Below are 23202 nucleotides of genomic sequence, written 5' to 3'. Positions count from 1 at the left end.
AATCGCGTCTTTATTTGCAGCTGCGCTATTTAAGACGTTCAATTAACAGTTTATTCACGAGCGCAGGGTTGGCTTTTCCTTTGGTTTCTTTCATGATTTGACCAACAAGGAAGCCAATCGCTTTTTCTTTGCCTGCTCTGTAATCCTCAACGGATTGCGGATTCGCCTCAACGATCTGGTTTACGATTGCTTGAATCGCACCTTCATCGCTAATCTGTACGAGACCTTGCTCCTCGACGATTTGCTGAGGAAGCTTACCGGTTTCGAGCATGGCTTTGAATACGGTTTTGGCGATTTTTCCGCTGATTGTGCCTTTCTCCAGCAGTCCGATCATTTCACCGAGCCCTTGACCTGTCATTTTCACATCGGTCATTTCTTGGCCATTTGCATTCAAATAACCGAGCAAATCGCCCATAATCCAGTTCGATACCGCTTTAGCATCCTTGGTATACGCTAGACTCTCCTCAAAGAAATCAGCAAGCTTCTTCGAGGACGTAATCACCTCAGCATCATAAGAAGGCAGGCCATAATCAGCCGTATAACGCGCTTTACGAGCATCAGGAAGCTCTGGTATCGTAGCGCGTACGCTCGATTTCCACTCCTCGCTAATATGAAGCCTTACAAGATCCGGATCCGGGAAGTAGCGATAATCGTGCGCTTCTTCCTTGCCACGCATTGAGAATGACTTCCCTAGCGTATCGTCGAACCTGCGCGTCTCTTGCACAACGACTCCGCCGCTGTTTAAAATTTCGGCTTGCCTGACTTGTTCATACTCCAAGCCGCGCTGAACGCCGCGGAAGGAGTTCATGTTCTTAAGCTCGGCGCGCGTACCGAATTCCTCTTGCCCGTAAGGGCGAAGACTTATGTTCGCATCGCAGCGCAGGCTTCCTTCTTCCATTTTCACATCCGACACATCGCAATACTGCATAATCGCCTTCAGCTTCTCCAGATAAGCCTTCGCTTCCTCAGGTGTGCGAATATCCGGCTCTGATACGATTTCGATAAGAGGCGTGCCCACACGATTGAAATCGACAAGCGAAGCAAAGCCGCCGTCTACGTGCGTCAACTTGCCTGCATCCTCTTCAAGATGGAGGCGGGTAATGCCGATTCGCTTTGTCTCGCCATTGACTTCAATGTCGATCCAACCATGCTCGCCGATAGGCTGGTCGTATTGTGAAATTTGGTATGCTTTCGGCGAATCCGGGTAGAAATAGTTTTTGCGGTCGAACTTGCTAATATCCGCAATTGTACAGTTAAGCGCCATTGCCGCTTTCATCGCATATTCTACTGCTTGATGATTCAGTACTGGCAGAACGCCAGGGTGTCCTAGACATACGGGACATGTATGGGTGTTCGGTGGCGCACCGAAAGCCGTTGAGCAGCCGCAGAAGATTTTACTCTGTGTATGGAGCTCAACGTGGACTTCCAGTCCGACCACCGTTTCATAGTTAATCGGTTCAGACATTCGTATCGATCCTTTCGTAAACGTATATAGCCGCCTATAGCTGCGGACGTAGTTTATGATGCTCGGTATGCTGCTCGAACGCATGGGCTGCGCGCAGCACCGTCGATTCGTCGAACGCTTTGCCAATAATTTGCAGCCCGATCGGCAAGCCGTCTGCCATACCGCACGGAACGCTTATCGCAGGCACACCAGCCAAGCTGACCGGTATCGTACAAATATCATTTAAATACATCGTCAGCGGATCGCCAACCTGCTCACCGATACGGAAGGCCGGTGTCGGCGCCGTTGGTCCGATTATGAGATCGTACTGGTTGAATACTTGGTCAAAATCTTGTTTTATCAGCGTCCGCACTTTCTGTGCTTTCAAGTAATAAGCATCATAATAGCCGGAGCTCAGCGCATAGGTTCCAAGCATAATACGGCGTTTCACTTCCTGACCAAAGCCTTGGCTGCGAGATTTGCGGTATAGGTCGATCAGATTATCCGGGTTATCCGCCCTTACACCGTAGCGCACTCCGTCAAATCTTGCCAGGTTTGATGACGCCTCCGAGGATGCCAGCAGGTAGTAGGTCGCAATCGCATATTCAGTATGCGGGAGCGATACTTCCTCCCAGGTTGCGCCGAGCGATTCGTAAACCGCCAGGGCTTGCATTACCGCTTCCTTCACGCGCGGATCAATGCCCGCACCGAGGTATTCCTTCGGTACGCCGATACGCAGACCTTTCACATCTCCTGTCAAAGCGGACGTGTAATCCGGAATATCAACATTTGCAGAGGTGGAGTCGCTTGCATCATAGCCAGCAATCGCCTGCAATACATAAGCGGAGTCTTCAACATTTTTCGTCAGAGGACCGATCTGATCCAATGAGGATGCGAAGGCTACAAGGCCAAAGCGCGAGACAAGTCCATAAGTCGGCTTCAAGCCCACAATACCGCAATAAGCAGCGGGCTGACGAATCGAGCCGCCTGTGTCAGAGCCAAGCGAGAAATAAACCTGTCCTGCGGCAACCGATGCCGCAGAGCCGCCGCTCGAGCCGCCTGGTACATAATCCGTGTTCCATGGGTTTCTCGTAGGGTAGTAGCTGGAATTCTCGTTCGAGCCTCCCATCGCGAATTCATCCATGTTCAGTTTGCCGATCGTCACCGACTGCGCGGCCTTTAATTTGCGAACCGTCGTCGCATCATAAATGGGATTGTGGTTGCTTAAAAATTGACTCGCGCAAGTTGTAAGCAGTCCCTCAGTAACAATATTGTCCTTAATGCCCGCCGGCAAGCCAAACAGCAGGCCGCGCTCGCCGCCCTCCTGCAACTGCTTGTCCAACTCGGAAGCCTGCTTGCGTGCATTCTCTTCATTTAATGTAATAAAAGCCTGAATCGCAGGCTCAGTCTCGGCAATTCTTGCATACGATGCGGTAACGAGCTCAGTAACGGACAGCTCTTTGCTGTTAAGCTTGTTATGTACATCCTGCAGGCGCATATCAAACAGTGCCAACAGTAGTTCCTCCCTTCAAAATTAACCCATTCTTATTATTCAAGCACCGCAGGTACTTTAAATTGTCCATCTTCTTCATCAGGCGCATTCAGCAGCACCTTCTCGATCGGCAGCGACGGGCGTTTCTCGTCCGCACGCATCACATTCGTAATCGGCAGCACATGGCTGGTCGGCTCAACATTATCCGTATCCAAGCTATTTAGCTTTTCGGCATATTTCAAAATCGCGTTAAGCTGCTCAGTAAACTGCTCCTTCTCCGTATCGGAGAGCTCGAGCCGCGCCAAATTGGCGACATGCTCCACATCCTTAGGCGAAATGCTCATCGGTCTATCTTCCTCTCCTATGGTTTTCATTCCTGTAATCATTCTTCCTATTATATCTCACATGTAGGACGAACATCAACGTAAACGACAAATGACTTCGATCAAGAAAAAAAAGACCGCTCCGACGTCATTTGCATGACATACAGAACGATCCACCATAGCTTATAATTCCGGTTAAATCCAAGCCTTTAAGTTGACTTGACGAATAAAATCTGCTGGACTAAGCTGCTCCGCAACCCCGTTGTCCGGCTCCGGCTCAGGATCACCGCCATTCATAATTCGCTTGAATAGCTCTTCATTATGGGTTGCGAGCGCAAAATCAATAAGCGCCTCTCGTTCAATACGGTCAACCTCATCCTGAATCAGCACTTCCTCAAGCTCAACATCCTCATCCGGAATAAGAAAATTACGATTAGCAGATGGTACCCTCAACACGTAATCAAATACATTATCCGCATTGCGGTCATAAGCTATAATGTAACCATGCTCCCCTATGGGCAGGTTTTGTTCAAATTGGTCAGCCACTATGACGACCTTTGTGCCTAATTGTAGCATCGTCCTCAACTCCTGTTTCTTCGCCGCTGATTCTATCATTACTATCCTACTAAAAAATAATAGCGGTGTCCAATGGGAAAGAGTTGAGAGAGGATGCAGCTGTATTAATCAACTGCCGGGCTCCGCTTAAGCAGCCATATGGAAGCGGATAAAGCGGCAGCGATTAGAATAAGAGCTGATACAATCGCCCAGACAAATCGACTATCATGCAACGGTCCCGAAGTAACGACCCGGTAGGCAAAGCCGCTTAACGCTCCAGGACTCCAGCCTAACTGCTTCGGAAAAATACCAGCTAGTACAGACAGCAATACCGATGCGCCAAGTGTCGAAAAGGCTGCTGCTGCTGCGCTTCTGAGCAGCGTGCTGAAAAACACAGTCAGCGTCATCACAAAGGACAGCCACAAGCCATATACAAGCAGGCTGCCAAGCACCTTGTCAAAAGAGACGCCCCCAAATAAAAGCCCTGTATAATACCAAGAGGCCAAATAACCAGCACTTAACGAGATAAACGTGAATAACAGCAAAGTCGTCAGCTTAGAGCCGATATAGGTAAGGACAGAGATCGGCTTGACTAGAATCATCGATGCGGCACCGCTGCTGCGCTCGCCAGACACCGTGCCCATCGCGACAAGAACTAGAATAAGAATGCCAAGCGTACCGAATTGCTGAAGCGTCTGCGCAAGCACTTCTTCCCCTAGCGGCTTCGGAATATCAATTACAGTACCCTCCGGCATATTGCCTGCCTTTTCTAACAGGAGCGGCATAAAATGCATCGATATCGGCTGCATTACGCCGAGCAGCACAAAAACAAGAGAGACCCAAAGCAGCTTAAAGCTGCGGATGAGCTCCAGCGCTTCCTTTTGCACCATTACGAAAAATCGGGTAAGGCCTGATGTGCCTGCATGGCCTTTGAAGTCCGATCTCCCAATACCGGTTGTTGAGGAACTCATGCTGTCACCACCTTCATAAATAAATCTTCCAGCGAAGTATAGCCAGCCTCGAGTCTGTTAACCTTTATTTGCTCCTTCGAAAGCTCTCCAAGTAAAAGATGTCTTGCAGCATCCATTTCGTTGACGGAAAACCTTGCGATGCCATTCTGTACCTCTACAGCACTGATTAGTCCGGCTTCAGTTCCTGATCCAGATGCGGCATGAATACGTTTCTGGAAGGAAGACAGCCATTTCTCAGAATGATCATCCTTTTCAAGCCGAAGCTCGATAACCGGCTTGCGGTGCTTGTTGCGAATGTCGGAAATGGCCCCTTGCAGCGCGACCTGCCCCTTCCGAATAATAATGACATCATCGCATAGCTCCTCCGCATCATGCAGCACATGAGTTGAGAACAACACTGTCAGTTCCCGCTTCAGCTCTTGAAGCAGTCCGAGCACCTCTCGCCGTCCGATCGGATCAAGCGCGGATACAGGCTCATCCATTACGAGCAGCCTTGGCTGATGTACGAGAGCTTGAGCAAGACCAAGACGTTGCTTCATTCCGCCTGAATAGGAGCCGATTTTTCGTTTGGCTGCTTGAGCAAGACCTACTCGATCAAGCAGCTCCTTCGCCCGCTGCTTGGCAGTTGTAGCAGGTAATCCGCAAAGCCTACCGGCATAAGCGACATATTCAAAGCCCGTCATCCAATTGTAGAAGGCTGGCGATTGGGGCAAATAGCCAATGAGCGCTCTCTCGTTTCAAGCTTCACCCGCACGAGGGAAACTTATTCTTCCCGCTGTCTGCTTGAGCAGTCCTGTAATCATGCGAATCATCGTTGTTTTTCCCGCTCCATTGGGACCAAGCAGCGCCACGCAGTGACCTTCTTTTATCGTGAAATCAAGGCCAGACACCGCTTGGACTGAACCGAATGATTTTGTTAAGCCATCTACCTGAAGCAGAGCTGTCATCCCTCATTCCTCCTGCCAAAAATAAAGAAGGCGATAGATCCGAGCAAATTGCCAAATATAATAATAAAAATCCACATCAGCTTCGGTCCTCTAGTTTTCTCAGCTTTGGCGCATAAAATCAATGCAATGATCATTAAAATCAGTTGAATTACCAGTATTGGAGCTAAAACGGGTAAAATTTGTGACACATCGATTTGCTCGTTCATTCGCAACTCTCCCTTTCGTTATTCCATTTCGTTTGTATTCTTACGTTTCTCCTTACTCACTCGGATTACGCCGAAACCAGCCGCTTCGAACAAAAATCCAATAGAGGATGAATGGCATAGGAATCTGAATTAGCCCCCATATTCCCCAAAACCATGGCATACTGTCACGTTTGCGCGCATCAATGAATAACCAAGTTGATTGTGCAATCAGGATCGGAGCAAGCAGCATCCAGAACCACCACGGCAGTACCTTCAGCTCCTCCATGTGCTGCCCATCCTTCGGACAAATGTTATGCTGACAAATCCGATTCCCCCCGCTGCAATAGCCGACTGTATGGTCAAGAACCAGACCCAATTGCGATCCAACACCCACATCATTGAGCTAAAAATAAAGACTGCCAGCAGCCAAAAGAGTAACAGATCCTTCCACAGCTTTCTTTTCAACTCTCGCTTATGCGCTTGTACAAGCTGCTCGAACACGTGCAGCTTCGGCAAGAGGGGGGCATGAATAGCGTCAAAGCGATCCAACGCTTCACCGATTTGATTGTCAAACCATTGCTGATCGTCATCATTCGTTTTATGCTTCTTCATGTTCAACAAGCTCCTTCCGCAGCTGCTTTAATCCGTTATGCAGCCTTGATTTTACCGTACCAACCGGAATATCCAGCATTGCGGCGATTTCCTCCTGCGCGTAGCCGTAATAATGCTTGAGCAGCACAGGAATCCGAATGTCACTCTTCAATTCTCCTAATGCCTGAAGCGCCTCCGGCCATTCATTCAACCGCTGCAGTGTGTCGTAACGTATACCCTGCATCGACTGCTCCTCCTGCAGCCAGCGCTTCTCCCGCTCGTTCCGTCTCATGCGATCTACGACAAGCCTGGATGCAATTGTGATGAGCCATGTCGAAAATTTCGCTTTGCTTTGAAAGCCTGCTATTTTCTCAATCGCCTTTAGCATCGTTTCCTGCGTGACATCCTCCGCCAGGTTTTTGTTCATGGTCACTTTAAGCATATATTGGTACAAAAACGAATAATGCTGCCGCAGCAGTTCTGATAGCGCTCGCGTATCGCCGCGTATCGCTTGCTTAATTAGCTTCGTCTCGTCATGCACGAGCGCGTATGCCTCCTTTATTTTGAGACCGTTACAGCTTTGACGTTCAAGCTCAGCATTTCGTTCATTTATTTTCAAAAAAATTTTCTGAACCTCATAAACAACAAAATGACAGCCCAGATCGCTGATTAGCTCTAGACTGTCAAAATATTCACCTGATTGATTAATCAAATTTCTTCTCGAAACAGCGACTGGACTGACAATCAATATATTCTCCAAACCTATCGATTTCATCATATCCATGTTTTTTGTAGAAATGGATTGCTTCCGTCTGCTTATCGCCGGTTTCTAGCCGAATGGCTTTAAAATTCAACCCGCGTGCCTTGTTTTCCAAATAGGCAAGAATCTGATTAGCGATCCCGTTCCTTCTATACGCAGGTTCAACATAAAATCTTTTCAGTTCGACTTCCTTTTCATTTAATGGCCGTATTGCACCGCACCCCACAGGCCGATCACTTAAATAAGCAACAACAAAAAAAGTCTTATCGATGCTTGGGTCATTAAAATCAATCAAAAATATCTCATCTGCTGGAAATAATTCAGCCAGATACTGATCCAGATTACGAATCAACCCTGCTAAATCTGAATTGTCTGGAGCTACATTTATTAATTTTATAGGTTCCAAATGAAACAGCCTCCATCTTGCAACGATTTGATGAATACGGGTCACGCACTCCCGATTAGAGCTGCTATGCGGCAGCCCTTTCAATTACTCCACTATTCTGACCGTAAGCCGCTGCGGCTGTACCACTCCCACACCGGCTCCACATCAGCGCGATCCATACAAGCTACCCGATAGCTGAACGGACTGCCCATCGCTTGTACGGACAGCGTCAACAGCTTCCTGCGTTCCTGGCCTGTCGAACGATTGACGCGCATCGTTACAATTTGAGGCCGCCGGATCAAGAAGGTCGATCTGGATATAAATCTGCGTCGAAGCGTTAATTGCCCGTCCGCAAGCCTAACGCCTGCGGCTTTATGGCAGCTTTTCCTCCACCATAAAGCTAGAGGAATAAGGATAAGCGACGACAATCCGGCAGTCTTTAGAATTACGATTAATGTGACACATCCTATGAGTGTCAGCAGCAGCACGATTCTAACGTAATAAAGCAGCGCCCGCTTCGGGGCACCCGTCAAATCATTATTTTCCGGAAGTTTAAGCTGAGGCACAAAACCGGCCAGCACCTTTGATACCTCGGTTCGTTTAATAAACGGATGGAGCATTAATTGCTCTTTATTATCGGAGGAAATCACCTGCAGTTGTATTTCTGCATAACCTATAGCTTGCCGCAGCAAGCCTTCTTTAATAATAACGGCTTGCACATTTTTGGGATCGAAGACAAAGGTTTTTTTCTCGAGCAGCCCATACGAAACAGAAATTTGCTTTCCTTCTTTTTTGACAGAGAAGCCGCTGTATTTCAATACATACAAGGCTATAGAAAGAAACCATGCAAACCCAAGTCCTAACATAATGATAACCACGACGATGATATAGCTGGGCAACAAGCTCACGGAGTCTTCCACGACATTTTCAAAAAAATGATCCGGCAGCAGCATGTCAATGAAATCATCAGCAAACGAGTACAAGCCCCCAATAAATGCGGCGACAAGCCCGAAATTCATCGATGTCGCAGCCGCCTGCATCAGCCGCGCTGAATGAAGACGAAAGAATGTACCGCTTTCCGCAGTCTCGGCATCAGTTGAAGAAATTGTCTGTTCCTTCGTTTGCGGCTGCAGCTTGGCAGCATCAAGCTTAGCTCCCTCCTGCCTCCCAGCCGAAGGCTGGTCACTGGCCTGAGCCTTCGCCCCTGCTTGCCTTCTGAGCATTAGTTGAATGGCATCGGCTTCCTTCAAGGACAACGCGGGCAATATGCCGTCCGCCTTCTTGTTGCCGCCGGGCGTTTCAATTTTGACCTGCGCCACTCGAAGCAGACGCTGAATGAGAGGCTGCTCCACATTTACCGAATGAATCCGGCTGTAATAAATCGTTTTCTCATCGCGGAAGAGCACGCCCCGCCGAATAATAATCCGGTCCTCCTCCAGCCAGAAGCCGAACCGCTTCCAATCGAGAAAACTAAGAATTAAAGCACCTGCTACTAGTACACCTGCGCCAGCGTACCAATACCAGTCGAGCTTCGTCCAATTCGTGCCCCTAAAAAATGCGATCAGTATAAGAGGCAGAAAACCTTGGATCGTATTTAGCAAGCCAAATAGCACATAGACAGGGTGCAGCTTGCGGCGCTCATTCATCCTGATCATCCACCTTAGCAAGCGTACCGATCTGACGCTTCAATTGCTCCGCTTCCAGCTGCTTAAGTCCGCTGATCCGATGGGTCGTCGCAGCTGTCACAATCGATACGCTGGCCAGGTCATATTTGCGCATTAACGGACCGCTTTCCAGCTCGACATGCTGTACACGCACCATAGGCACGAGAACATTGCTCATAAAAATAATGCCGGATTTAATTTCCAGTTCTTCTTCGAACAGCTCATATTTGAAGCTCCTATATTTCCATTCCGGATATACCCATGTAAATAATATAAACGTCACCACTGCTATAGCCAGCGCGATCCAGCCAGGTATAAGCGTCCACTCTCTCCACAATGCTGCAGTAAAATAAGCAATAATTAGAACAAGTCCGATGCCATGCGATATAAGCTCACTAATACGATACACCTTAATATAGTCGCGATGAAGTCTCTTCGTCAGCTCCCGGTTCACGCTTTCATTCCTCCAATTGTCAAGGCAGCACAATAAGCTCCGGCTTCGTGCGAGTCAGTGCTCTGGCTCCTTTTTCCGTAATCAGGTAGCTGTTTTCAATTCCTACCACGCCTTGCCCAGGAAAGGTAAACTTCGGCTCTACTGCAAGCACCATCCCTTGCTCAAGCGGCATATCGAAGCCTCTTGCAAGCACGGGCCACTCATCAACCTCCAGCCCGATACCATGCCCTAGAAATTTCGCCTGGTCCGTGCCATAGCCCATGAAATGCGCAGAAAGCCCCGCCTTGGCACAGCTCTCCAGCGCGTCCATATATAGCTTCGAACAAAGAACGCCCGGTATCAGCTGTTTCTCTGCTGCGGTAATCAAAGCTTCACTCGTCTCATACGCATGCTGAAGCCTCTCGGGCAGCTCGCCAATAACGGCTGTCCTTGTCTGGTCAATGACATAACCATCGATGCAGCAGCCTACATCTATCAGAATCGGTTCATTTCTATTAATAATCGATCTGCTCACGCTTTGAGGTGATGCAGCTCCCAAACCAAGTCCTCCTGCCGGCCCATCGAAATAGGTAGGTACGGCTGCGGCGGCACCGGTTATAACCATTCCCGTTGCAATTTCTTGATTATAGCCGCGCAGGCGCATTAGACCCATATGCCCCCTGATACGCAGCTCATATTCTACACGCGCCATCCATTCCAGCTCACTGATGCCTTCCCGAAGAGAGCCTAACGCTTCCTCCAGCGCTGCAGAAATAACATCAGCGGCTGCCTCGATCCTGCTTATCTCCCAAGGGGCTTTAATCATCCTAAGCCTGCGAATAGGCGCAGAGCCATCAATAAGCTCACAGCGCCCAGTCGCTCCAAGCACCTCTAATAGTTTTAAATAGGTTTGGGCCGGCAGCACATCCAGGTCGGCGGCAGCCCGCAGCTCTTTCCCAAGCTGAAATAGCGCTGGATAATCATGAAGCAGGGTTTGCCCAAAATGACGAAAAGCGCCTAGCTCAGCAACCCGAACTATCGTCTCCCGGCTCGCACGCTGAGAGCTGCGCCGAACGTAAAAAGTAGCCTCCCCCGTGCTTGGAACGAACAGATATCCATTTTGCATCGATCCGGTAAAGTAATAAAGATCTATATTTTGCGTAATAAGAAATGCGTCAAGACGCTCTGTCTTCATAACTTCCTGCAAACGTTCAATACGCTGCCTGACAAGCGCAGCAGGAATATCAGGTATGATGCTCATGACAATGATGATCAGCTCCTATGCTTTACAAACTCCCTCCCCTATTACACCAATTTATCAATTTTTCGTCAACCTGTTACGAGCTCGGCCGCCCCCTTTATATGCCATTCGATAGAATCTATAATTTGAAATGCTCGCGGATAGACAATATGAGCGATTATGATGACGCCAGGGCGCTTCAGCGTGACCTTATATCGGTATGTATCGTTACGATACGTATAAGGGAATGTCTTATCCGCATTAATAATTTCAAAGACCATGACCTCCACAGGCTGCTTCAAAAAGGATTCCGGCAGCGGTACCCCTTTATCATCCAGTCGCAGATTCTCCTGCAAATAGCGGGCAGCCGTTTCGACTGCCGCGGCCGGCGCAATTTGAGTCACTCCATTCCCTAGCGCCTCGGCGTCAAGCTGCTGAGCGGCCGCGTGCGCCGCTCGATTAACCGCGTATTTGCCTTGAAACAACGTTTGCATCGCAAGCTCCTCCTCCACCTGCAGCAAATGAATCGAGAGCCACACCGACATCATTACAACGATGAGCAGCAGCTTGTACACCGATTCGCCCCCTTCCTAGCTTATGGCACATATTCGCTCATTTTCATTCCGAATGCCCGCATTCTCTCACTAGACGGCGGAGGCGACAAGCCGATAAGACGGTCGATTTCGAACAGATCTTCATACGGATAGCTCATCGTTAACGCTATGCCGACCCCGCGGCTCACCGGTTCACTTGGGTTGGATGCATCCGCGCCAGTCGTTGTCGTAAGCTCGAATACGATATCATCAGGCTTCATGCCGAAGCGCGCCAATCGCTCTCTGGTTTGCTCCTGCATCGCTTTGCTGATATAGCCATAGCTACCGCTGGCGCCTATCTCCAGCAAATAATTAACCTCCTGCTGCAGAACAGCTTGCCTGACAATCAGCACATGCTTATAAATGGGTGAAAACATGAGCCAGCAGAGCAGAGCGGCAAACATGATGAAAATTAAAATCTGCTTCACGGACTCATTCCCCTAATATGCTCACGAATGGCGCTGCCAGCCCCATTAATTTGCCCCTTCATACCCGCATCGCCTTCCGCTACCGCTTGATAGAGGATGATGACAGTTATAAGCAGCAGCGTCGATACAAGTATTGCGCGCATAAATGAGCACCTCCCGCATTATTTTCACACGATTACATTGAGGCCTAAGGAAGCAGCTGGCTAATTCTCGTATTCGCAGACGTTCCTTGCGATTCGATTTGACTGCGTGTGCCTGTCGTATCCTGAGCGATAATCGTGTTAAAGAGGACGATTACAACAACAAGCATCATGACGGCCATCAAAATATTTCGCATGCTAACACCTCCCTCCATAAAATATGGCTTACTAACTGAGCGACTGGAACAGCTTCTGGCCTTCACGTACCCAAGGGTAAATAAAAACTTGAAAGGTGTATAATATAGGAATTCCAGCTATAACAAATAAAATGTAGGACGTCGATTCTTTGCGGCTTTCCTTGGCAAGCTCGATCTTCTCCTTATAATCGTCGATCCTCACCCGCAGCAGCTGATAGTATTGCTCGCTTTCATGCAGCCGCAGAGCATCCAGCGTCTCCACAAAGCTGAGCCCCTCATCCGTGCCGATTCGCCGCTTGAAGCGCTGCAGCGCTCCGCCCGCATCGTGGTACCATTCAGCCAGCAGCCGCTCCAGGTCCGCTCGCAGCACTCTCGTAAACGGGGCGCACCGAAACAGCTTCGCATGAATATGCAGCGAGGATTCAGACAAATACAGCAGCTGATTGCTGACCACGAAAATTTCTTTCGTTATTTGCAGAGCGCGGAATCTATGTATCGAGCGGAGCCAGACTAAGTCGAAATAAAGCAGCAGCAACATAACAAGCAAGCCTGGACCAGCATAAGTAAGCGGGATAAATATTTTCAACTGATTATAAAATGCAGCAGCCGCTATGACTGCCGCTGTGACAAACATTAGGAGAACTCTTCTTGCCACTACATACCATGCCGCATCGGCCGTTACCCCACAGCCGGCAAGCAGCAGCTCCCGCTCCAAGAAGACGGGACTCTGTCTCGAAATCGCAAGCAGCCGCAGCCAGCGATCCGGCGCTTGTCTTGTTCGCCAGCTTACTATGGCCAGATGTCTCCACCTGGCCGGACGCCGCGGCAGCAGCTGAAGGAGCGCATAGATTGCTGCCACCCCAAATACAAATTGGCCAGCTGTCAAGGCTATACGGATGCCCATTTCGATCCCTTCGTACATGCTCGTCCTCCCTTTACATTTTTTTACGTGAAAGCCATAAGCCCATTAGAAATGAAGCGAATATGAATACCATCGCATTAAGCAGCATGTCACGCCCCTGCGGATCGAGTACATAATAATAGTAAGCATTGTCTTTGTTATAACGAAAATTAATTCCAATAAATAAGGCGAGAAACAGCAGCGGCGAGAAGTTGGCTACACGAATTTCCAGCAGTCGGTTTCTCTCCTGCTCATTCACTCTCCTTGCCTTGCGCATATCCTTCATCAGCTCTTTCAAGCTGTCGGTGATAGGTACTCCCTCCACAAGCGCAACACGCAAGATGTTAACAAAATAATCCGCCCATAAATGCCCTAGCGAGGCCGAAAGCAAGCGTAGACTTGCTTCATCGTCACCGCGAACGGATAGATTGCGGTAAAGCTGCTCAAATACCGATTGCATCGGCCCCAGCAGTCGCCGCTCCTCCACCGTCCGCTGCAGCGCCACACGTACCTGCCGCTCTCCGGTAACCAGGTAGCATTGATAAAATAGCTCTACGGCAGGCAAAAAATCCAATTGTGCCTGCATGCGGCGATGGACGAGCATTCCTCTTAACACGGTATAGGGCAGTAAGCAGAGCAGCCCCCCGAACAACAGCGTACCTTTTACGCTCTGAAAGAAGACGCCGCCAGCTGCAATCCCTGTTAGAAGAAGTAATACGGACACCAAGACGAAGGTGCTAGGCTTCATTTTCACTTGAAGCGCTTCTAGCAAGTCAGACAAATGGCGATGTAGCCGCTCAAAGCGCTTAAAGCTTTCGCTTACCCGATAGCGCAGCCCGGCCTTTGTCCGGTAAGTAAGCCTTCTTCTTAAGCGCTGCTCCTGCGACCAAATCAGAAATAAGCAATAGAACGCTATAAACAATAAACAAAATAGTAAAGCGATAGCGGCGATCATGGACAGCCCATTCATATCAGACCTCCTGTTCAGCCAATTTGACAGCTGCTTTAGTGGATGGCTGAACGGGATAAATCCAATCATCCAGCTTCTCATCGAATCTAGCCCAATCCCTCACAGCAGTCTGCCCCTTTTCCCAGTACAGCTCGCCTATCCGACAAACAATTCTCCGTCCGTTCCGGTAGCACATTTCAATGCCGATCTCCGTTACATATTCGGTAATGCGCTTTGTCAGCCGTTCGGCATTCATGCCTCGCCCATCCAGCATGCACATATCGGTAATGGCTTCAGGGACATCCTCGAGTTTATTGGCGTGTACGGTCGTCATACTTCCCGAGTGTCCGCGTGTACATGAGCGTACATAAATATTTGCGTCCGAATCCCGAATCTCAGCATGTATGATACGCTGCGGAGATTGCCTTAAGGCGAGCTTAAACGCTTGATCGGAGCGATGGTAAGGATCCTCCTCTTCTGTTTCGTATTCCACAATATTTTTGCATGGGAAATCACGCGCAAGCATCATTTCAAATCTGCTCTCGATCGTAATAATGCGCTCCTCATCCGGCAGCTCGGCTATTAAAGCTTTCATAAGGTTCGTTTTTCCTGAATTCGTAGGACCAATAATGACGATATTGAATTTTGCGTCTAATATCGCTTTCAGCATATGCATTACCCGGTTATTAATGGTCCGGTAAGCTGGCTTGCACAAAGTTTCTAAGCTAAAGCTTCGTACCGTATAGAAGCGAATGGTCAGTGTCGGACAAGATGTGAATCCGAAGCCAGTCATTGTGACGCGCGAGCCGTCGCGCAGCATGACCTCCGCCCAGCGTTTGCGCGGATTGATTCGATCGTTGTTGTAGAGCACGAGATTTTGCTGTATACGCTCCACCTCGCGTATATGGTTAAAGCGGTGAACAGATGGAGCTGTAAAGCCGTTCTGTACGACAAAAATCCGCTCGCCAACTACCTGTATTTCTTCCAGGCTTTCCTTTCCCGCAAGGATCAGCTCAAGAACATTCAGACCAATGACTTCAGCAAACAACGCTTCTGCAAGCGATTCATAGGGATGCTGATGGCTTTGCACGCCGTGGATTCGAAGCCGAATCAAGCGGTCTGTAATGACAGCAAGCACCTGCTCCCGCTCCTGCGAATAACCAAGCACCGCACGATTCAAGGTCTCGCCGTATTGCCTGCGCTCGTCCTCACCCAGTCCATGCGGCGCACTTAAATAGCTTCTAATATCGTCTGCCAATCTGGCAAATTCACTGCTCGCATCACTGGCCGTATTAACAGTCGACTCACGCTCCTCCCGTTCGAGCTGCTCCGAATGCATCTGCGCAGCGAATTCCGCTGGAGAGAACCGGCTGTCTCTTGCCATCATGAGCTTGTCCCGCTGCGATGCGTCATTAGCTTGCGATACCAAGGCTGCACCTGAATCGTCGATGGCATAACCCGCAGGCCGTGCCGCTGCATCAGTGCTTTTGCGGGACCATGCATCGCTCGTTTGCCAGCTGTATCGGCGTGCAGCCAATCCGCAAACGTCCCATTGTCGAGTTGACTGAACAACGATTCACTTAATTGAAACTGCCCGAGCGCTGATGTTCCCAATTCCTTGCATATATGCTTCATCTGATAGCCTCCAGTTCTATTCGAATGAGTAATTAAAACCGATTCGTATTGCTCCGAAGTAATACCGAATAAGGGAGATACTTGCCTTATCCAGCGACGTCCATCCTCGCCAAAGTGGGAAAGCGCTGGCGTCGTCAGGAGAACCCGTGTGCTGGCCCTTCGCAGAGAGCAGATCGTTGCCGCATTATCCCAATAAGCTCCTACATCCACAACAACAAACGAAAAGGTTTGCTCGGCTATCGTAAGTAAATGCTCTGCCTCATCCGGTGTGAAAAACTCCGCTTGATCTCGCATAAAATTTCCGAACAACACTTGCAAATTCGGCTGATTCGGTACAGAATAAGCGGCTCTTCGCAGCTTATCCGGCGTCAAATTGCAGGAGCGCAGCTCCGGGCGAAGCTTATCCAGCGTAACAGCCGGCTCATCCACTCCTAAATAACGATGAATCTTGGCGCTCTTCAGGTTAAGACATAAGTAACCAATCGATTTACCGGTAGCTTCCGCAATGCGGTAGGCAGCCGCAAATGCTGCGGCAGTCGTACCGATATTCGGCGTAGTGCCGACAAAGGCAGTCAGTTGGGCGCCAGCTCCGCTCACGGCTCCTCGACCTCCTCTTGCACAAGCAGATCCAAGGATTGTGGACTATACGCAACAACCAGTTTTAGCTCCCCGCCCTTACACAGACTGTCTATTTCCAACCATTGCGTTTCGGACAAGTTTAGGTTCAAGTAATCGATCATGCCGTTCGCCTCACGTCTCGAAGCATACATTTGCTCTTTGTTACCTTCAGCCAACGACAGTAAATTCGGATTTTCGATATTGTCGATCTCAACATTGCCAGAGGATTTTACCGAAGCGACAGTAACCAAGTTCTCAAATAATCGCTTAGAAGGCGAAGCATCTCCCGATACGTACAGTAGCACCTTATCGCCGGCTCTTATGCCATTCGAAATCGAACGAATATATTCCTTCGGAATTTGAAAGGTCGATTCTGTACGTTTCGGCTGTAAATAGTACCGGCTAACCTTCCAGTCAAGGATAGGCTCGTTCCTTCCCAAAGGAATAATGGTCTCCTTGCCGGCGGCATCCTTGGCGTCCACGATCATCTCCGGCATCAGCGCGGCATGGGGAACCATTTTATATTCTAAATCTGTCTCCTTCAGCCGTTCCCCCACAGCAATAAAACGCTTCGGCACAATGACCGCGACTGTCTCCTGCTGCTCAATCTCCATCCGCTGCAGCTTATACATGCCATAAACCAGACAGCCTGACAGCATGGCCGCTGTTAAACTAATGAATACATTACGTCTTCTGTTCATCGCTGCTCCTCCCCGAGCATAAAAAAAGAACGCACAAGCAGCCATCTAAGGCTTGCTTCGTGCGTTCTTCGCATAATAGAGCTCAGTTATTTAATTACTTTAATCAATTGAGTACATAATAGCAAAAGCATAATTCGTTTGTCTATCCTTTTTTTCAAAATTTATCAAAATTCGGTTTATGTCGACAAAAAAGCTATCCGGTCTAGAGAGCGGACCACTCTCGAAACCAAATAGCTTGCTGCCGCCTCGATTAGAAATCAATTAAGCCGACGCTGATCAACAAGGCGTCATCGACCTTGCGCATCGTTTCATCATCAAGATGTGTAATTTTGTCGGTTAGCCTTTGCTTATCAATGGTTCGAATCTGCTCCAGGAGCACAACGGAATCGCGATCGAAGCCATGTGCAGCCGCATCCATCTCAACATGGGTTGGAAGCTTTGCTTTCTGGATTTGAGCCGTGATTGCTGCAACAATTACCGTCGGACTGAAACGGTTTCCGATATCATTCTGAATGACCAGAACGGGACGAACACCGCCCTGCTCCGATCCGACGACTGGCGACAAATCCGCAAAAAACACATCTCCGCGTTTTACAATCAAGCTCTACACCCCGCTTACGAGACGGCCTAACGTGTGGTCTGCTTCTGCCTCCGCTTGAAATGCCTCCGAAGCCATGTTCAGGTTAATTTTCGCCATTTCCATATACCCACGCTGCATCGATTCTCGAATTTGACGCTTTTTCCGTTCCACTAAATACAGCTTCATGGCTTGCCGAATAAATTCACTGCGGTTGGAATTTTCCTTGGCAACGATACCGTCGACCTCCTCCAGCAAATGATCGGGCAAGCTAATCATGATTCTTTTGGTATTTTGTACATTGGCCACCGAACTCGCACCCCCAAAACTTTTCCACAACCCTCATACACATTATGACAATATATTGCCGCAACTATACTTCAACATATCTATGATCGCCGTATATCAAATATGCTGTATGCGCACATGTATAGCCTCTATAGATTAACTGACATACTACATTCGTGATAATTGGCGAAAATCCTCTTCATTTACGAAAAATTGTATGTTGAAAAAAATACCAGCAATCGTTTGATCTAGATCAAGAGGTTGCTGACTGCAATCGTATGACCGTCATTGACATATATGCGGGGTACTCGCGCGGCAACCATGCACGTTATTTCATAGTTAATCGTCCCAAGCTGCTCAGCCAATTCCTCCACGGTGATAACCTCTTCGCCTTGGCGACCAATTAAAACGACCTCTTCGCCAGGCACTACAGGTAATGAATTGTCGTCCGAAACCGCTGGATCTAGCGAAATCATGCATTGATCCATGCAAATCGTGCCGCGAATCGGTGTTTTTACGCCGCGCACAAGTCCATGAGCCTTTCCTGTCAGCATACGGCTGTAGCCATCCGCATAACCAATAGGCAGCGTACCGATGCGCTCTTCACCTTTGGTCACATACCGAGTGCCATAGCTTATTCCCCAGCCGGCAGGCGCTGTTTTGACCATGACAACTTCTGTTTTCAGCGACATTACCGGCTCTAGCTTAATGTGCTGCTGATTAACTTCCGTTGACGGATATAAACCATACATGCTAATTCCGAGCCGCAGCATACTTCCAGCCCATTCTGGTGTATCAATACCCGCCGCGCTGTTGGCAGCGTGGACTATGGGGATAAAGAGCCCCTGCTGCTTCACTTCATCAGCAATGGCCTGAAATCTGTTATATTGCAGCTTCGTATAGCTCTTGTCGGCTTCATCCGCGCGGGCATAATGCGTGAACATTCCCTCAACCTCAAGCTGCTGCATAGCCATCGCCCGCTTAATAAAATGAATAGCAGCATCCTGGCCAATAATTCCCAAGCGCCCCATGCCTGAATCAATCTTGATATGCGCCTTGAGCTTGCGCCCGTTCGCATCAATCTGCAAACGTGAGGCAGCATCGAGGATATCCTCTCGAAACAAACTAATCGTAATGTCATAATCTCTTGCGACAGACAGGGCATCCGCAGCTACGAAGCCTAACACGAGAATCGGGGTTTGGATGCCTGCCTTGCGCAATTGCAATGCTTCATCTAAAAAAGCGACGCCTAGATAATCAACACCGAAGCGCTCCGCTTCACGCGCAATCTCCACCGCGCCATGACCGTAGGCATTTGCTTTCACCGAGGCCATCAGTCTTGTATTCTGCGGTATTGCATTCCGAAATGCTTGTAAATTATGTCGTAGAGCATCTAAAGATATTTCAACCCTGGTCGGGCGATAAAACGAATCCAAGCCTTTCACCTTCTCCTCATTGTCGCAACCATTAAAGTCCGAGCAGCAAACATCAATAGAAATAATGTTATACGTTGCTGCTGAGACTGTCAATGAAAGGAGCCCCGGAAATGGCTAGTACGTCTTGGAAATTCGGTTGTTATCCCGCTTTATTTCCCGATTTCGCCCTGTACCGATTGCGCCACCATGATCATTTCAGAATCCGGCAAATTCGCGCTTGTCAAACGGAATTGATGCCCTTCATAGGTCCAAGTAAGCGTCAGCTGGTCTTCGCTGAACTGTCCCATCGTGAAGCCCAGGTCAACCATATAACCGCCTGTTCCTAAAGATGCCGCTTGATCTTTCGGTTCCGTCTGAATAAGTGTATAGCTGTAATCGCCTGCATATCGAATCATTAGACCCGGGTTTCCACCAAACACGATATCGACCATATCCTGCTCCGCTACACCATCAGGCATATAGGAAGGCTTCATCGCTGTAAAAGGTTTAGCCGCTGGATCTTCCGCTTCTGCTGAAGCATCCTCGTCCGTGTCTGTATCGCTATTATTGCTGTTATTCGCTGAACCATCACCGTCTACGGCGCTGTTGCCAGCTTGCTCATTGCCGTCTGCACCCGCATCATTGTCTGGTGCCGAAGCGCTGTCATCCGGCGTTGCTGCCTCATTATCCGGGGCTGCTGCGTCGTCGTCAGCATTGCCTGCTGCCGCATCATTGCCCGATTGCTCAGGCACCGTCATCGTGGGTTTATCCTGCGATGGATTGGAAGGAGCGGCCTTCATGTTCGCTTCTGTCTCGAATACCGCCTTATCAAATTTCGGCCCGAAATCAAAGCTGTCGAATTTCACTTGCACCATAACAGCGGCGTTCGTGTCGCTCACTTCAACCTGTACCGGTTTATAGTCGGATTTATTCAACCAAATTTTCTGGCGGGCTAGTGAACCGTTATTATAATTGGCCATAACATCAAATACATAAGCATTCTCGTCTACAACGAATTGTCGGGAGTTATCTAATATTATGCTTTGGACGAGCGTTTGGTATAAATAAACCTGACCTTGGTTTTGCGGCCAATCGCTTTGGAAACGGAATACCTTATTCAGCTTCGGCGTGAGTACGAAAACACCATCATCGTTGCGAAGCACGATTTGTGTAATATCCTTCTCTTCATTCGTAAGCTTGATCCGGTAATATTGCGGCTTCTGGAAAGACACCTCAACCTTATACTCGAGTGGCTGCTGACCGGTATGCAGCGTCATCGTCCCGCTGCCTTTATAGCTCTCCATGCTGCTCACCTTGTGGTCAAGATCCTTCACCACGGACTCGGCGTCCTTCGTTCCGCAAGCGGCTAACACTAATGACAAGCATAATAAAACTGCCGCGGTCCATGTCATGCGACGCATGTAATCATCCCCTCATCCCAATGTTTTTTTACTGGCTGATAACATGTCTATGAGGGGACTTGACCAATTATGCGGACTAGTTTGACAAGCATGACAAGCAGAGCTTACAGCCGGCTTCCTCATTTGAATTTTCATAATAGTGTTTCTTGCCAAATAGGAGCATTATGATACCCGTCTAATCTGCTGTATGATGGGCAATGTGGATTGGATCAGTCGTTTGAATCGAAGTTAGTGTCTGCAAGATGACGGTATCGTCCCATTCCATTTTTACACTTGTATAATCAAACCAGATGCGAGTATCTGTATCCAGCGTCTCTACAAATTCGCTTAATCCTTCACTCAACTGATAGGTTCTCGCTTCTCCGTTCATCATAACCTCTATGGTGTGGCTGTCCGCCATTCCGGTATAAGTGCCGGTACCGCTTCTTACAGCAGCTTCGACTTTCACATCGGATAAATTCCCCACTCCGCAACCCATCAATACAATTACAGAAGCCATTAGCGCCAATAGCCCGAAGAAAGAAATACTCTGCTGTTCTCTTTTCATGCGATCACCTCATGTTCTTATGATACTGCTTACAAGCTATATACACCGATTGACCTAATCGTGAACCGTTGATCGTATGGAAAAGTGCTAATTTTGTTTTATCAAAAGCGGGTTAGGTTAACGCTTAAATAAATGGCCTAATGCCATCTTTGCGCACCACAAGGAGAATATTGTGAACAACAGCGCCCACAGAAATGCCGGGATGAAAGTGGATTCACTCAAGCCTGCCGCATCACCAGCGGCAGAGGGACTGGTGACGGACAGATAGAGCAGTACAAATGAACTGATGACTGACTCTACCAAACAAATGAACGCCAGCAGCAAATAATAAGCACGGCGAAGCCAATTCGGGGCGAGCACACAAATAAACAGCGTCAGCACCGCGAAGCCCGCGCACCAGGCCATGCCATAGCCGTTGCGAACAAACAAGGCCAGCGCTAGCAATGCAGCGGTAGCGATTATACCCAATCCGAGCCTCTCTCTGTCCCGTGCAAATAACATGAAAAGCGCCGCCGCAAACAAGGAAGCGCCTATATAGCCTGCCAAGGCAATCGGAATCGACATCCAGCCTTCCGAGAATGCTGTATAGGTTACCCCGCTTTGGTCGGCGAACAAATAAATATGCATAACGCTCCCCTGCAGCAGCAAGGCAACGAGCGCGTGTGCCAGCTCGTGCACGAGTGTATTTACATTCGCGAAGAAAGCGGAGAACGGTATGAAACGTGTCAAAAAGGCAGTAATGACAAGAATGACAGCCATTCTTACCCAAGACATCATTGGTATCCCCCCTAAATCTTATTCTAAGATGCCTTTAGCTACCTCCTATTACGATGAGCTGCTCCTGACGTTGCATGATTTCCCGCTTCAGCCTAACAGGATATGTTCGCCGTCGACCGGTCCGCCATTCGAATTTTTTCAAAACTGGTTTTATAGGGTAAGAAAAAGAATGAAGAGGAGAGGAGAGGAGAGATTTTATGGAACATTATATTGAGGTTGAAAAGGAAGTTCGCTTGTACGTCGAGGATATCGGTGCAGGAGAGCCTGTCCTGTTCCTTCATGGCTGGCCGCTTAACGGACGGATGTTCGAACGCCCATTTACGCAGCTGTCCAGACAAGGCTTCCGGTGTATCGCAATCGACCAACGCGGCTTCGGCAAATCCAGCGCCCCCGCTGAAGGATACAACTATGATCGATTGGCCGATGACGTTAGAGCGGTTATTGATTATTTGCACCTCGATCAAATTGCCCTTGTCGGCTTCTCTGTCGGAGGAGCTATCGCCGTCAGGTACATGGCGCGTCATGGCGGGTACGCAGTGCGCAAGCTTGCGCTGCTTGGCGCGGCCGCGCCATCCTTCACAAGCCGTGACGACTATCCTCACGGGATGACGATGGAGGCGGCTAATGACCAAATCGCCGCGGTGCTGAAGGATCGTCCGCAGCTGCTGCGCGACTTCGGGGAGCAGTTTCTGGCGCGCCATAAAGACGACGTCATCAGCGCTCCCTTCATGGACTGGCTCCAGCAGCTAGGTCTGGAGGCGTCCGCCTGGGGTACTGTGCGCACGTTTCAGTCGCTTCGAGACGAGGACTTGCGGTCGGACATGCAACAGATTAAAGCGGAGACGACAATCTTTCACGGCATGCGCGATAAGATCTGTCCTCCGGAATTCGCAAAGCTGCTGTTGAACGGCATTGACGGCTCCACGCTTATCGCCTTCGAACAAAGCGGACACGGCATACTCTACGATGAGCCGGACAAGTTTGATCAGGAGCTCCACTTATTTTTGGAGAAGTAGCAATATTCA

At 49.0% G+C, this 23202-nt stretch carries 30 protein-coding genes and 1 pseudogene; 1 reads left to right on the top strand and 30 read right to left on the bottom strand.

Annotation, left to right across the window (positions count from 1 at the left end):
- Positions 1–25: 25 nt before the first annotated feature.
- The 30 genes and pseudogenes from gatB to ACO9K6_RS17465 all read right to left on the bottom strand — a co-directional run bounded on the left by gatB (position 26) and on the right by ACO9K6_RS17465 (position 22174).
- Complete coding sequence (gatB, locus tag ACO9K6_RS17610) at positions 26–1465, bottom strand: Asp-tRNA(Asn)/Glu-tRNA(Gln) amidotransferase subunit GatB (protein WP_424768855.1); 1440 nt, start codon at positions 1463–1465, stop codon at positions 26–28.
- A 34-nt stretch (positions 1466–1499) separates the two neighbouring features.
- Positions 1500–2957, bottom strand: a complete 1458-nt coding sequence (gene gatA / locus ACO9K6_RS17605; protein ID WP_424768854.1) for an Asp-tRNA(Asn)/Glu-tRNA(Gln) amidotransferase subunit GatA — start codon at positions 2955–2957, stop codon at positions 1500–1502.
- A gap of 35 nt (positions 2958–2992) precedes the next feature.
- A complete protein-coding gene (gene gatC / locus ACO9K6_RS17600) occupies positions 2993–3280 on the bottom strand; it encodes an Asp-tRNA(Asn)/Glu-tRNA(Gln) amidotransferase subunit GatC (RefSeq protein ID WP_424768853.1) in 288 nt (95 codons plus the stop codon).
- Positions 3281–3454: 174 nt separating this feature from the next.
- Positions 3455–3835, bottom strand: a complete 381-nt coding sequence (locus ACO9K6_RS17595) for an ATPase (protein WP_424768852.1) — start codon at positions 3833–3835, stop codon at positions 3455–3457.
- A 104-nt stretch (positions 3836–3939) separates the two neighbouring features.
- On the bottom strand, positions 3940–4785 hold the full coding sequence (locus ACO9K6_RS17590) for an ABC transporter permease (protein WP_424768851.1): 846 nt from the start codon (positions 4783–4785) through the stop codon (positions 3940–3942).
- Entirely contained in the window at positions 4782–5267 is a 486-nt protein-coding gene (locus tag ACO9K6_RS17585) for an ATP-binding protein DrrA1-3 family domain-containing protein (RefSeq protein ID WP_424768865.1), read from the bottom strand. The genes ACO9K6_RS17590 and ACO9K6_RS17585 overlap by 4 nt, the downstream gene beginning before the upstream one ends.
- A pseudogene (locus ACO9K6_RS17580) lies at positions 5265–5732 on the bottom strand (ABC transporter ATP-binding protein); the annotation flags it as partial. The pseudogene ACO9K6_RS17580 and the gene ACO9K6_RS17585, both read right to left, overlap by 3 nt.
- Complete coding sequence (locus tag ACO9K6_RS17575; RefSeq protein ID WP_424768850.1) at positions 5729–5938, bottom strand: PLDc N-terminal domain-containing protein; 210 nt, start codon at positions 5936–5938, stop codon at positions 5729–5731. The pseudogene ACO9K6_RS17580 and the gene ACO9K6_RS17575, both read right to left, overlap by 4 nt.
- A 52-nt stretch (positions 5939–5990) precedes the next feature.
- On the bottom strand, positions 5991–6203 hold the full coding sequence (locus ACO9K6_RS17570; protein ID WP_424768849.1) for a sigmaY antisigma factor component: 213 nt from the start codon (positions 6201–6203) through the stop codon (positions 5991–5993).
- Positions 6191–6529 carry a YxlC family protein gene (locus ACO9K6_RS17565; RefSeq protein ID WP_424768848.1) on the bottom strand — a complete coding sequence of 113 codons (339 nt, stop codon included), beginning with the start codon at positions 6527–6529 and terminating at the stop codon, positions 6191–6193. Before ACO9K6_RS17565 ends, ACO9K6_RS17570 begins: the two co-directional genes overlap by 13 nt.
- Positions 6516–7220, bottom strand: a complete 705-nt coding sequence (gene sigY / locus ACO9K6_RS17560) for an RNA polymerase sigma factor SigY (RefSeq protein WP_424768847.1) — start codon at positions 7218–7220, stop codon at positions 6516–6518. Before sigY ends, ACO9K6_RS17565 begins: the two co-directional genes overlap by 14 nt.
- On the bottom strand, positions 7213–7674 hold the full coding sequence (locus ACO9K6_RS17555; protein ID WP_424768846.1) for a GNAT family N-acetyltransferase: 462 nt from the start codon (positions 7672–7674) through the stop codon (positions 7213–7215). The genes sigY and ACO9K6_RS17555 overlap by 8 nt, the downstream gene beginning before the upstream one ends.
- A gap of 92 nt (positions 7675–7766) precedes the next feature.
- Entirely contained in the window at positions 7767–9299 is a 1533-nt protein-coding gene (locus tag ACO9K6_RS17550; protein ID WP_424768845.1) for a PH domain-containing protein, read from the bottom strand.
- The gene (locus tag ACO9K6_RS17545) at positions 9292–9771 is read right to left on the bottom strand and encodes a PH domain-containing protein (protein ID WP_424768844.1); all 480 of its coding nucleotides are present in this window, start codon (positions 9769–9771) and stop codon (positions 9292–9294) included. Before ACO9K6_RS17545 ends, ACO9K6_RS17550 begins: the two co-directional genes overlap by 8 nt.
- A 19-nt stretch (positions 9772–9790) precedes the next feature.
- Complete coding sequence (locus ACO9K6_RS17540) at positions 9791–11011, bottom strand: M24 family metallopeptidase (RefSeq protein ID WP_424768843.1); 1221 nt, start codon at positions 11009–11011, stop codon at positions 9791–9793.
- 68 nt (positions 11012–11079) lie between these two features.
- Positions 11080–11565 carry a hypothetical protein gene (locus ACO9K6_RS17535; RefSeq protein WP_424768842.1) on the bottom strand — a complete coding sequence of 162 codons (486 nt, stop codon included), beginning with the start codon at positions 11563–11565 and terminating at the stop codon, positions 11080–11082.
- A 20-nt stretch (positions 11566–11585) separates the two neighbouring features.
- The gene (locus tag ACO9K6_RS17530; RefSeq protein ID WP_424768841.1) at positions 11586–12011 is read right to left on the bottom strand and encodes a hypothetical protein; all 426 of its coding nucleotides are present in this window, start codon (positions 12009–12011) and stop codon (positions 11586–11588) included.
- Positions 12008–12154: a hypothetical protein gene (locus ACO9K6_RS17525; RefSeq protein ID WP_424768840.1), complete on the bottom strand. Its 147-nt coding sequence runs from the start codon at positions 12152–12154 to the stop codon at positions 12008–12010. Before ACO9K6_RS17525 ends, ACO9K6_RS17530 begins: the two co-directional genes overlap by 4 nt.
- Positions 12155–12198: 44 nt before the next feature.
- Complete coding sequence (locus ACO9K6_RS17520) at positions 12199–12348, bottom strand: hypothetical protein (protein ID WP_424768839.1); 150 nt, start codon at positions 12346–12348, stop codon at positions 12199–12201.
- Positions 12349–12379: 31 nt separating this feature from the next.
- Positions 12380–13270 (bottom strand): hypothetical protein, encoded by an 891-nt coding sequence (locus ACO9K6_RS17515; protein ID WP_424768838.1) that lies wholly within the window; start codon positions 13268–13270, stop codon positions 12380–12382.
- Between the two features lie 13 nt (positions 13271–13283).
- Positions 13284–14219: a type II secretion system F family protein gene (locus ACO9K6_RS17510; protein WP_424768837.1), complete on the bottom strand. Its 936-nt coding sequence runs from the start codon at positions 14217–14219 to the stop codon at positions 13284–13286.
- Position 14220: 1 nt separating this feature from the next.
- On the bottom strand, positions 14221–15537 hold the full coding sequence (locus tag ACO9K6_RS17505; RefSeq protein WP_424768864.1) for an ATPase, T2SS/T4P/T4SS family: 1317 nt from the start codon (positions 15535–15537) through the stop codon (positions 14221–14223).
- Positions 15538–15581: 44 nt separating this feature from the next.
- Positions 15582–16430, bottom strand: a complete 849-nt coding sequence (locus ACO9K6_RS17500; protein WP_424768836.1) for a hypothetical protein — start codon at positions 16428–16430, stop codon at positions 15582–15584.
- Positions 16427–17152, bottom strand: coding sequence for an SAF domain-containing protein (locus ACO9K6_RS17495; protein WP_424768835.1), 726 nt, complete (start codon positions 17150–17152; stop codon positions 16427–16429). Before ACO9K6_RS17495 ends, ACO9K6_RS17500 begins: the two co-directional genes overlap by 4 nt.
- Before the next feature lie 250 nt (positions 17153–17402).
- Positions 17403–17753, bottom strand: coding sequence for a type II toxin-antitoxin system PemK/MazF family toxin (locus ACO9K6_RS17490; protein ID WP_028609438.1), 351 nt, complete (start codon positions 17751–17753; stop codon positions 17403–17405).
- 3 nt (positions 17754–17756) lie between these two features.
- Positions 17757–18038: a CopG family ribbon-helix-helix protein gene (locus ACO9K6_RS17485; RefSeq protein ID WP_424768834.1), complete on the bottom strand. Its 282-nt coding sequence runs from the start codon at positions 18036–18038 to the stop codon at positions 17757–17759.
- A 227-nt stretch (positions 18039–18265) separates the two neighbouring features.
- The gene (gene alr / locus ACO9K6_RS17480; RefSeq protein ID WP_424768863.1) at positions 18266–19453 is read right to left on the bottom strand and encodes an alanine racemase; all 1188 of its coding nucleotides are present in this window, start codon (positions 19451–19453) and stop codon (positions 18266–18268) included.
- Between the two features lie 149 nt (positions 19454–19602).
- Positions 19603–20853 carry a LolA family protein gene (locus tag ACO9K6_RS17475; RefSeq protein ID WP_424768833.1) on the bottom strand — a complete coding sequence of 417 codons (1251 nt, stop codon included), beginning with the start codon at positions 20851–20853 and terminating at the stop codon, positions 19603–19605.
- A 175-nt stretch (positions 20854–21028) separates the two neighbouring features.
- Positions 21029–21400 (bottom strand): hypothetical protein, encoded by a 372-nt coding sequence (locus ACO9K6_RS17470; RefSeq protein WP_424768832.1) that lies wholly within the window; start codon positions 21398–21400, stop codon positions 21029–21031.
- A 117-nt stretch (positions 21401–21517) separates the two neighbouring features.
- Positions 21518–22174 (bottom strand): M50 family metallopeptidase, encoded by a 657-nt coding sequence (locus ACO9K6_RS17465; protein WP_424768831.1) that lies wholly within the window; start codon positions 22172–22174, stop codon positions 21518–21520.
- A gap of 200 nt (positions 22175–22374) precedes the next feature.
- Here ACO9K6_RS17465 and ACO9K6_RS17460 point away from each other — a divergent pair, with 200 nt between their 5' ends.
- Positions 22375–23193, top strand: coding sequence for an alpha/beta fold hydrolase (locus ACO9K6_RS17460; protein WP_424768830.1), 819 nt, complete (start codon positions 22375–22377; stop codon positions 23191–23193).
- Positions 23194–23202: the final 9 nt, after the last annotated feature.

The organism is Paenibacillus praedii, from assembly GCF_049725345.1.
In the GTDB taxonomy this organism is placed as follows: Bacteria; Bacillota; Bacilli; order Paenibacillales; family Paenibacillaceae; genus Pristimantibacillus.
This window is presented reverse-complemented; position numbering and strand designations above follow the sequence as displayed.

Bases quoted from the DNA above. Each gene is read 5' to 3' on its own strand.
- gatB (WP_424768855.1), bottom strand. From the start codon at position 1,465: ATGTCTGAACCGATTAACTATGAAACGGTGGTCGGACTGGAAGTCCAC.
- gatC (WP_424768853.1), bottom strand. From the start codon at position 3,280: ATGAGCATTTCGCCTAAGGATGTGGAGCATGTCGCCAATTTGGCGCGG.
- ACO9K6_RS17595 (WP_424768852.1), bottom strand. From the start codon at position 3,835: ATGCTACAATTAGGCACAAAGGTCGTCATAGTGGCTGACCAATTTGAA.
- ACO9K6_RS17590 (WP_424768851.1), bottom strand. From the start codon at position 4,785: ATGAGTTCCTCAACAACCGGTATTGGGAGATCGGACTTCAAAGGCCAT.
- ACO9K6_RS17585 (WP_424768865.1), bottom strand. From the start codon at position 5,267: ATGGATGAGCCTGTATCCGCGCTTGATCCGATCGGACGGCGAGAGGTG.
- ACO9K6_RS17575 (WP_424768850.1), bottom strand. From the start codon at position 5,938: ATGAACGAGCAAATCGATGTGTCACAAATTTTACCCGTTTTAGCTCCA.
- ACO9K6_RS17570 (WP_424768849.1), bottom strand. From the start codon at position 6,203: ATGGAGGAGCTGAAGGTACTGCCGTGGTGGTTCTGGATGCTGCTTGCT.
- ACO9K6_RS17565 (WP_424768848.1), bottom strand. From the start codon at position 6,529: ATGAAGAAGCATAAAACGAATGATGACGATCAGCAATGGTTTGACAAT.
- ACO9K6_RS17550 (WP_424768845.1), bottom strand. From the start codon at position 9,299: ATGAATGAGCGCCGCAAGCTGCACCCTGTCTATGTGCTATTTGGCTTG.
- ACO9K6_RS17540 (WP_424768843.1), bottom strand. From the start codon at position 11,011: ATGAGCATCATACCTGATATTCCTGCTGCGCTTGTCAGGCAGCGTATT.
- ACO9K6_RS17525 (WP_424768840.1), bottom strand. From the start codon at position 12,154: ATGCGCGCAATACTTGTATCGACGCTGCTGCTTATAACTGTCATCATC.
- ACO9K6_RS17520 (WP_424768839.1), bottom strand. From the start codon at position 12,348: ATGCGAAATATTTTGATGGCCGTCATGATGCTTGTTGTTGTAATCGTC.
- ACO9K6_RS17515 (WP_424768838.1), bottom strand. From the start codon at position 13,270: ATGTACGAAGGGATCGAAATGGGCATCCGTATAGCCTTGACAGCTGGC.
- ACO9K6_RS17510 (WP_424768837.1), bottom strand. From the start codon at position 14,219: ATGAATGGGCTGTCCATGATCGCCGCTATCGCTTTACTATTTTGTTTA.
- ACO9K6_RS17505 (WP_424768864.1), bottom strand. From the start codon at position 15,537: ATGCATTCGGAGCAGCTCGAACGGGAGGAGCGTGAGTCGACTGTTAAT.
- ACO9K6_RS17495 (WP_424768835.1), bottom strand. From the start codon at position 17,152: ATGAACAGAAGACGTAATGTATTCATTAGTTTAACAGCGGCCATGCTG.
- ACO9K6_RS17475 (WP_424768833.1), bottom strand. From the start codon at position 20,853: ATGCGTCGCATGACATGGACCGCGGCAGTTTTATTATGCTTGTCATTA.
- ACO9K6_RS17470 (WP_424768832.1), bottom strand. From the start codon at position 21,400: ATGAAAAGAGAACAGCAGAGTATTTCTTTCTTCGGGCTATTGGCGCTA.
- ACO9K6_RS17465 (WP_424768831.1), bottom strand. From the start codon at position 22,174: ATGTCTTGGGTAAGAATGGCTGTCATTCTTGTCATTACTGCCTTTTTG.
- ACO9K6_RS17460 (WP_424768830.1), top strand. From the start codon at position 22,375: ATGGAACATTATATTGAGGTTGAAAAGGAAGTTCGCTTGTACGTCGAG.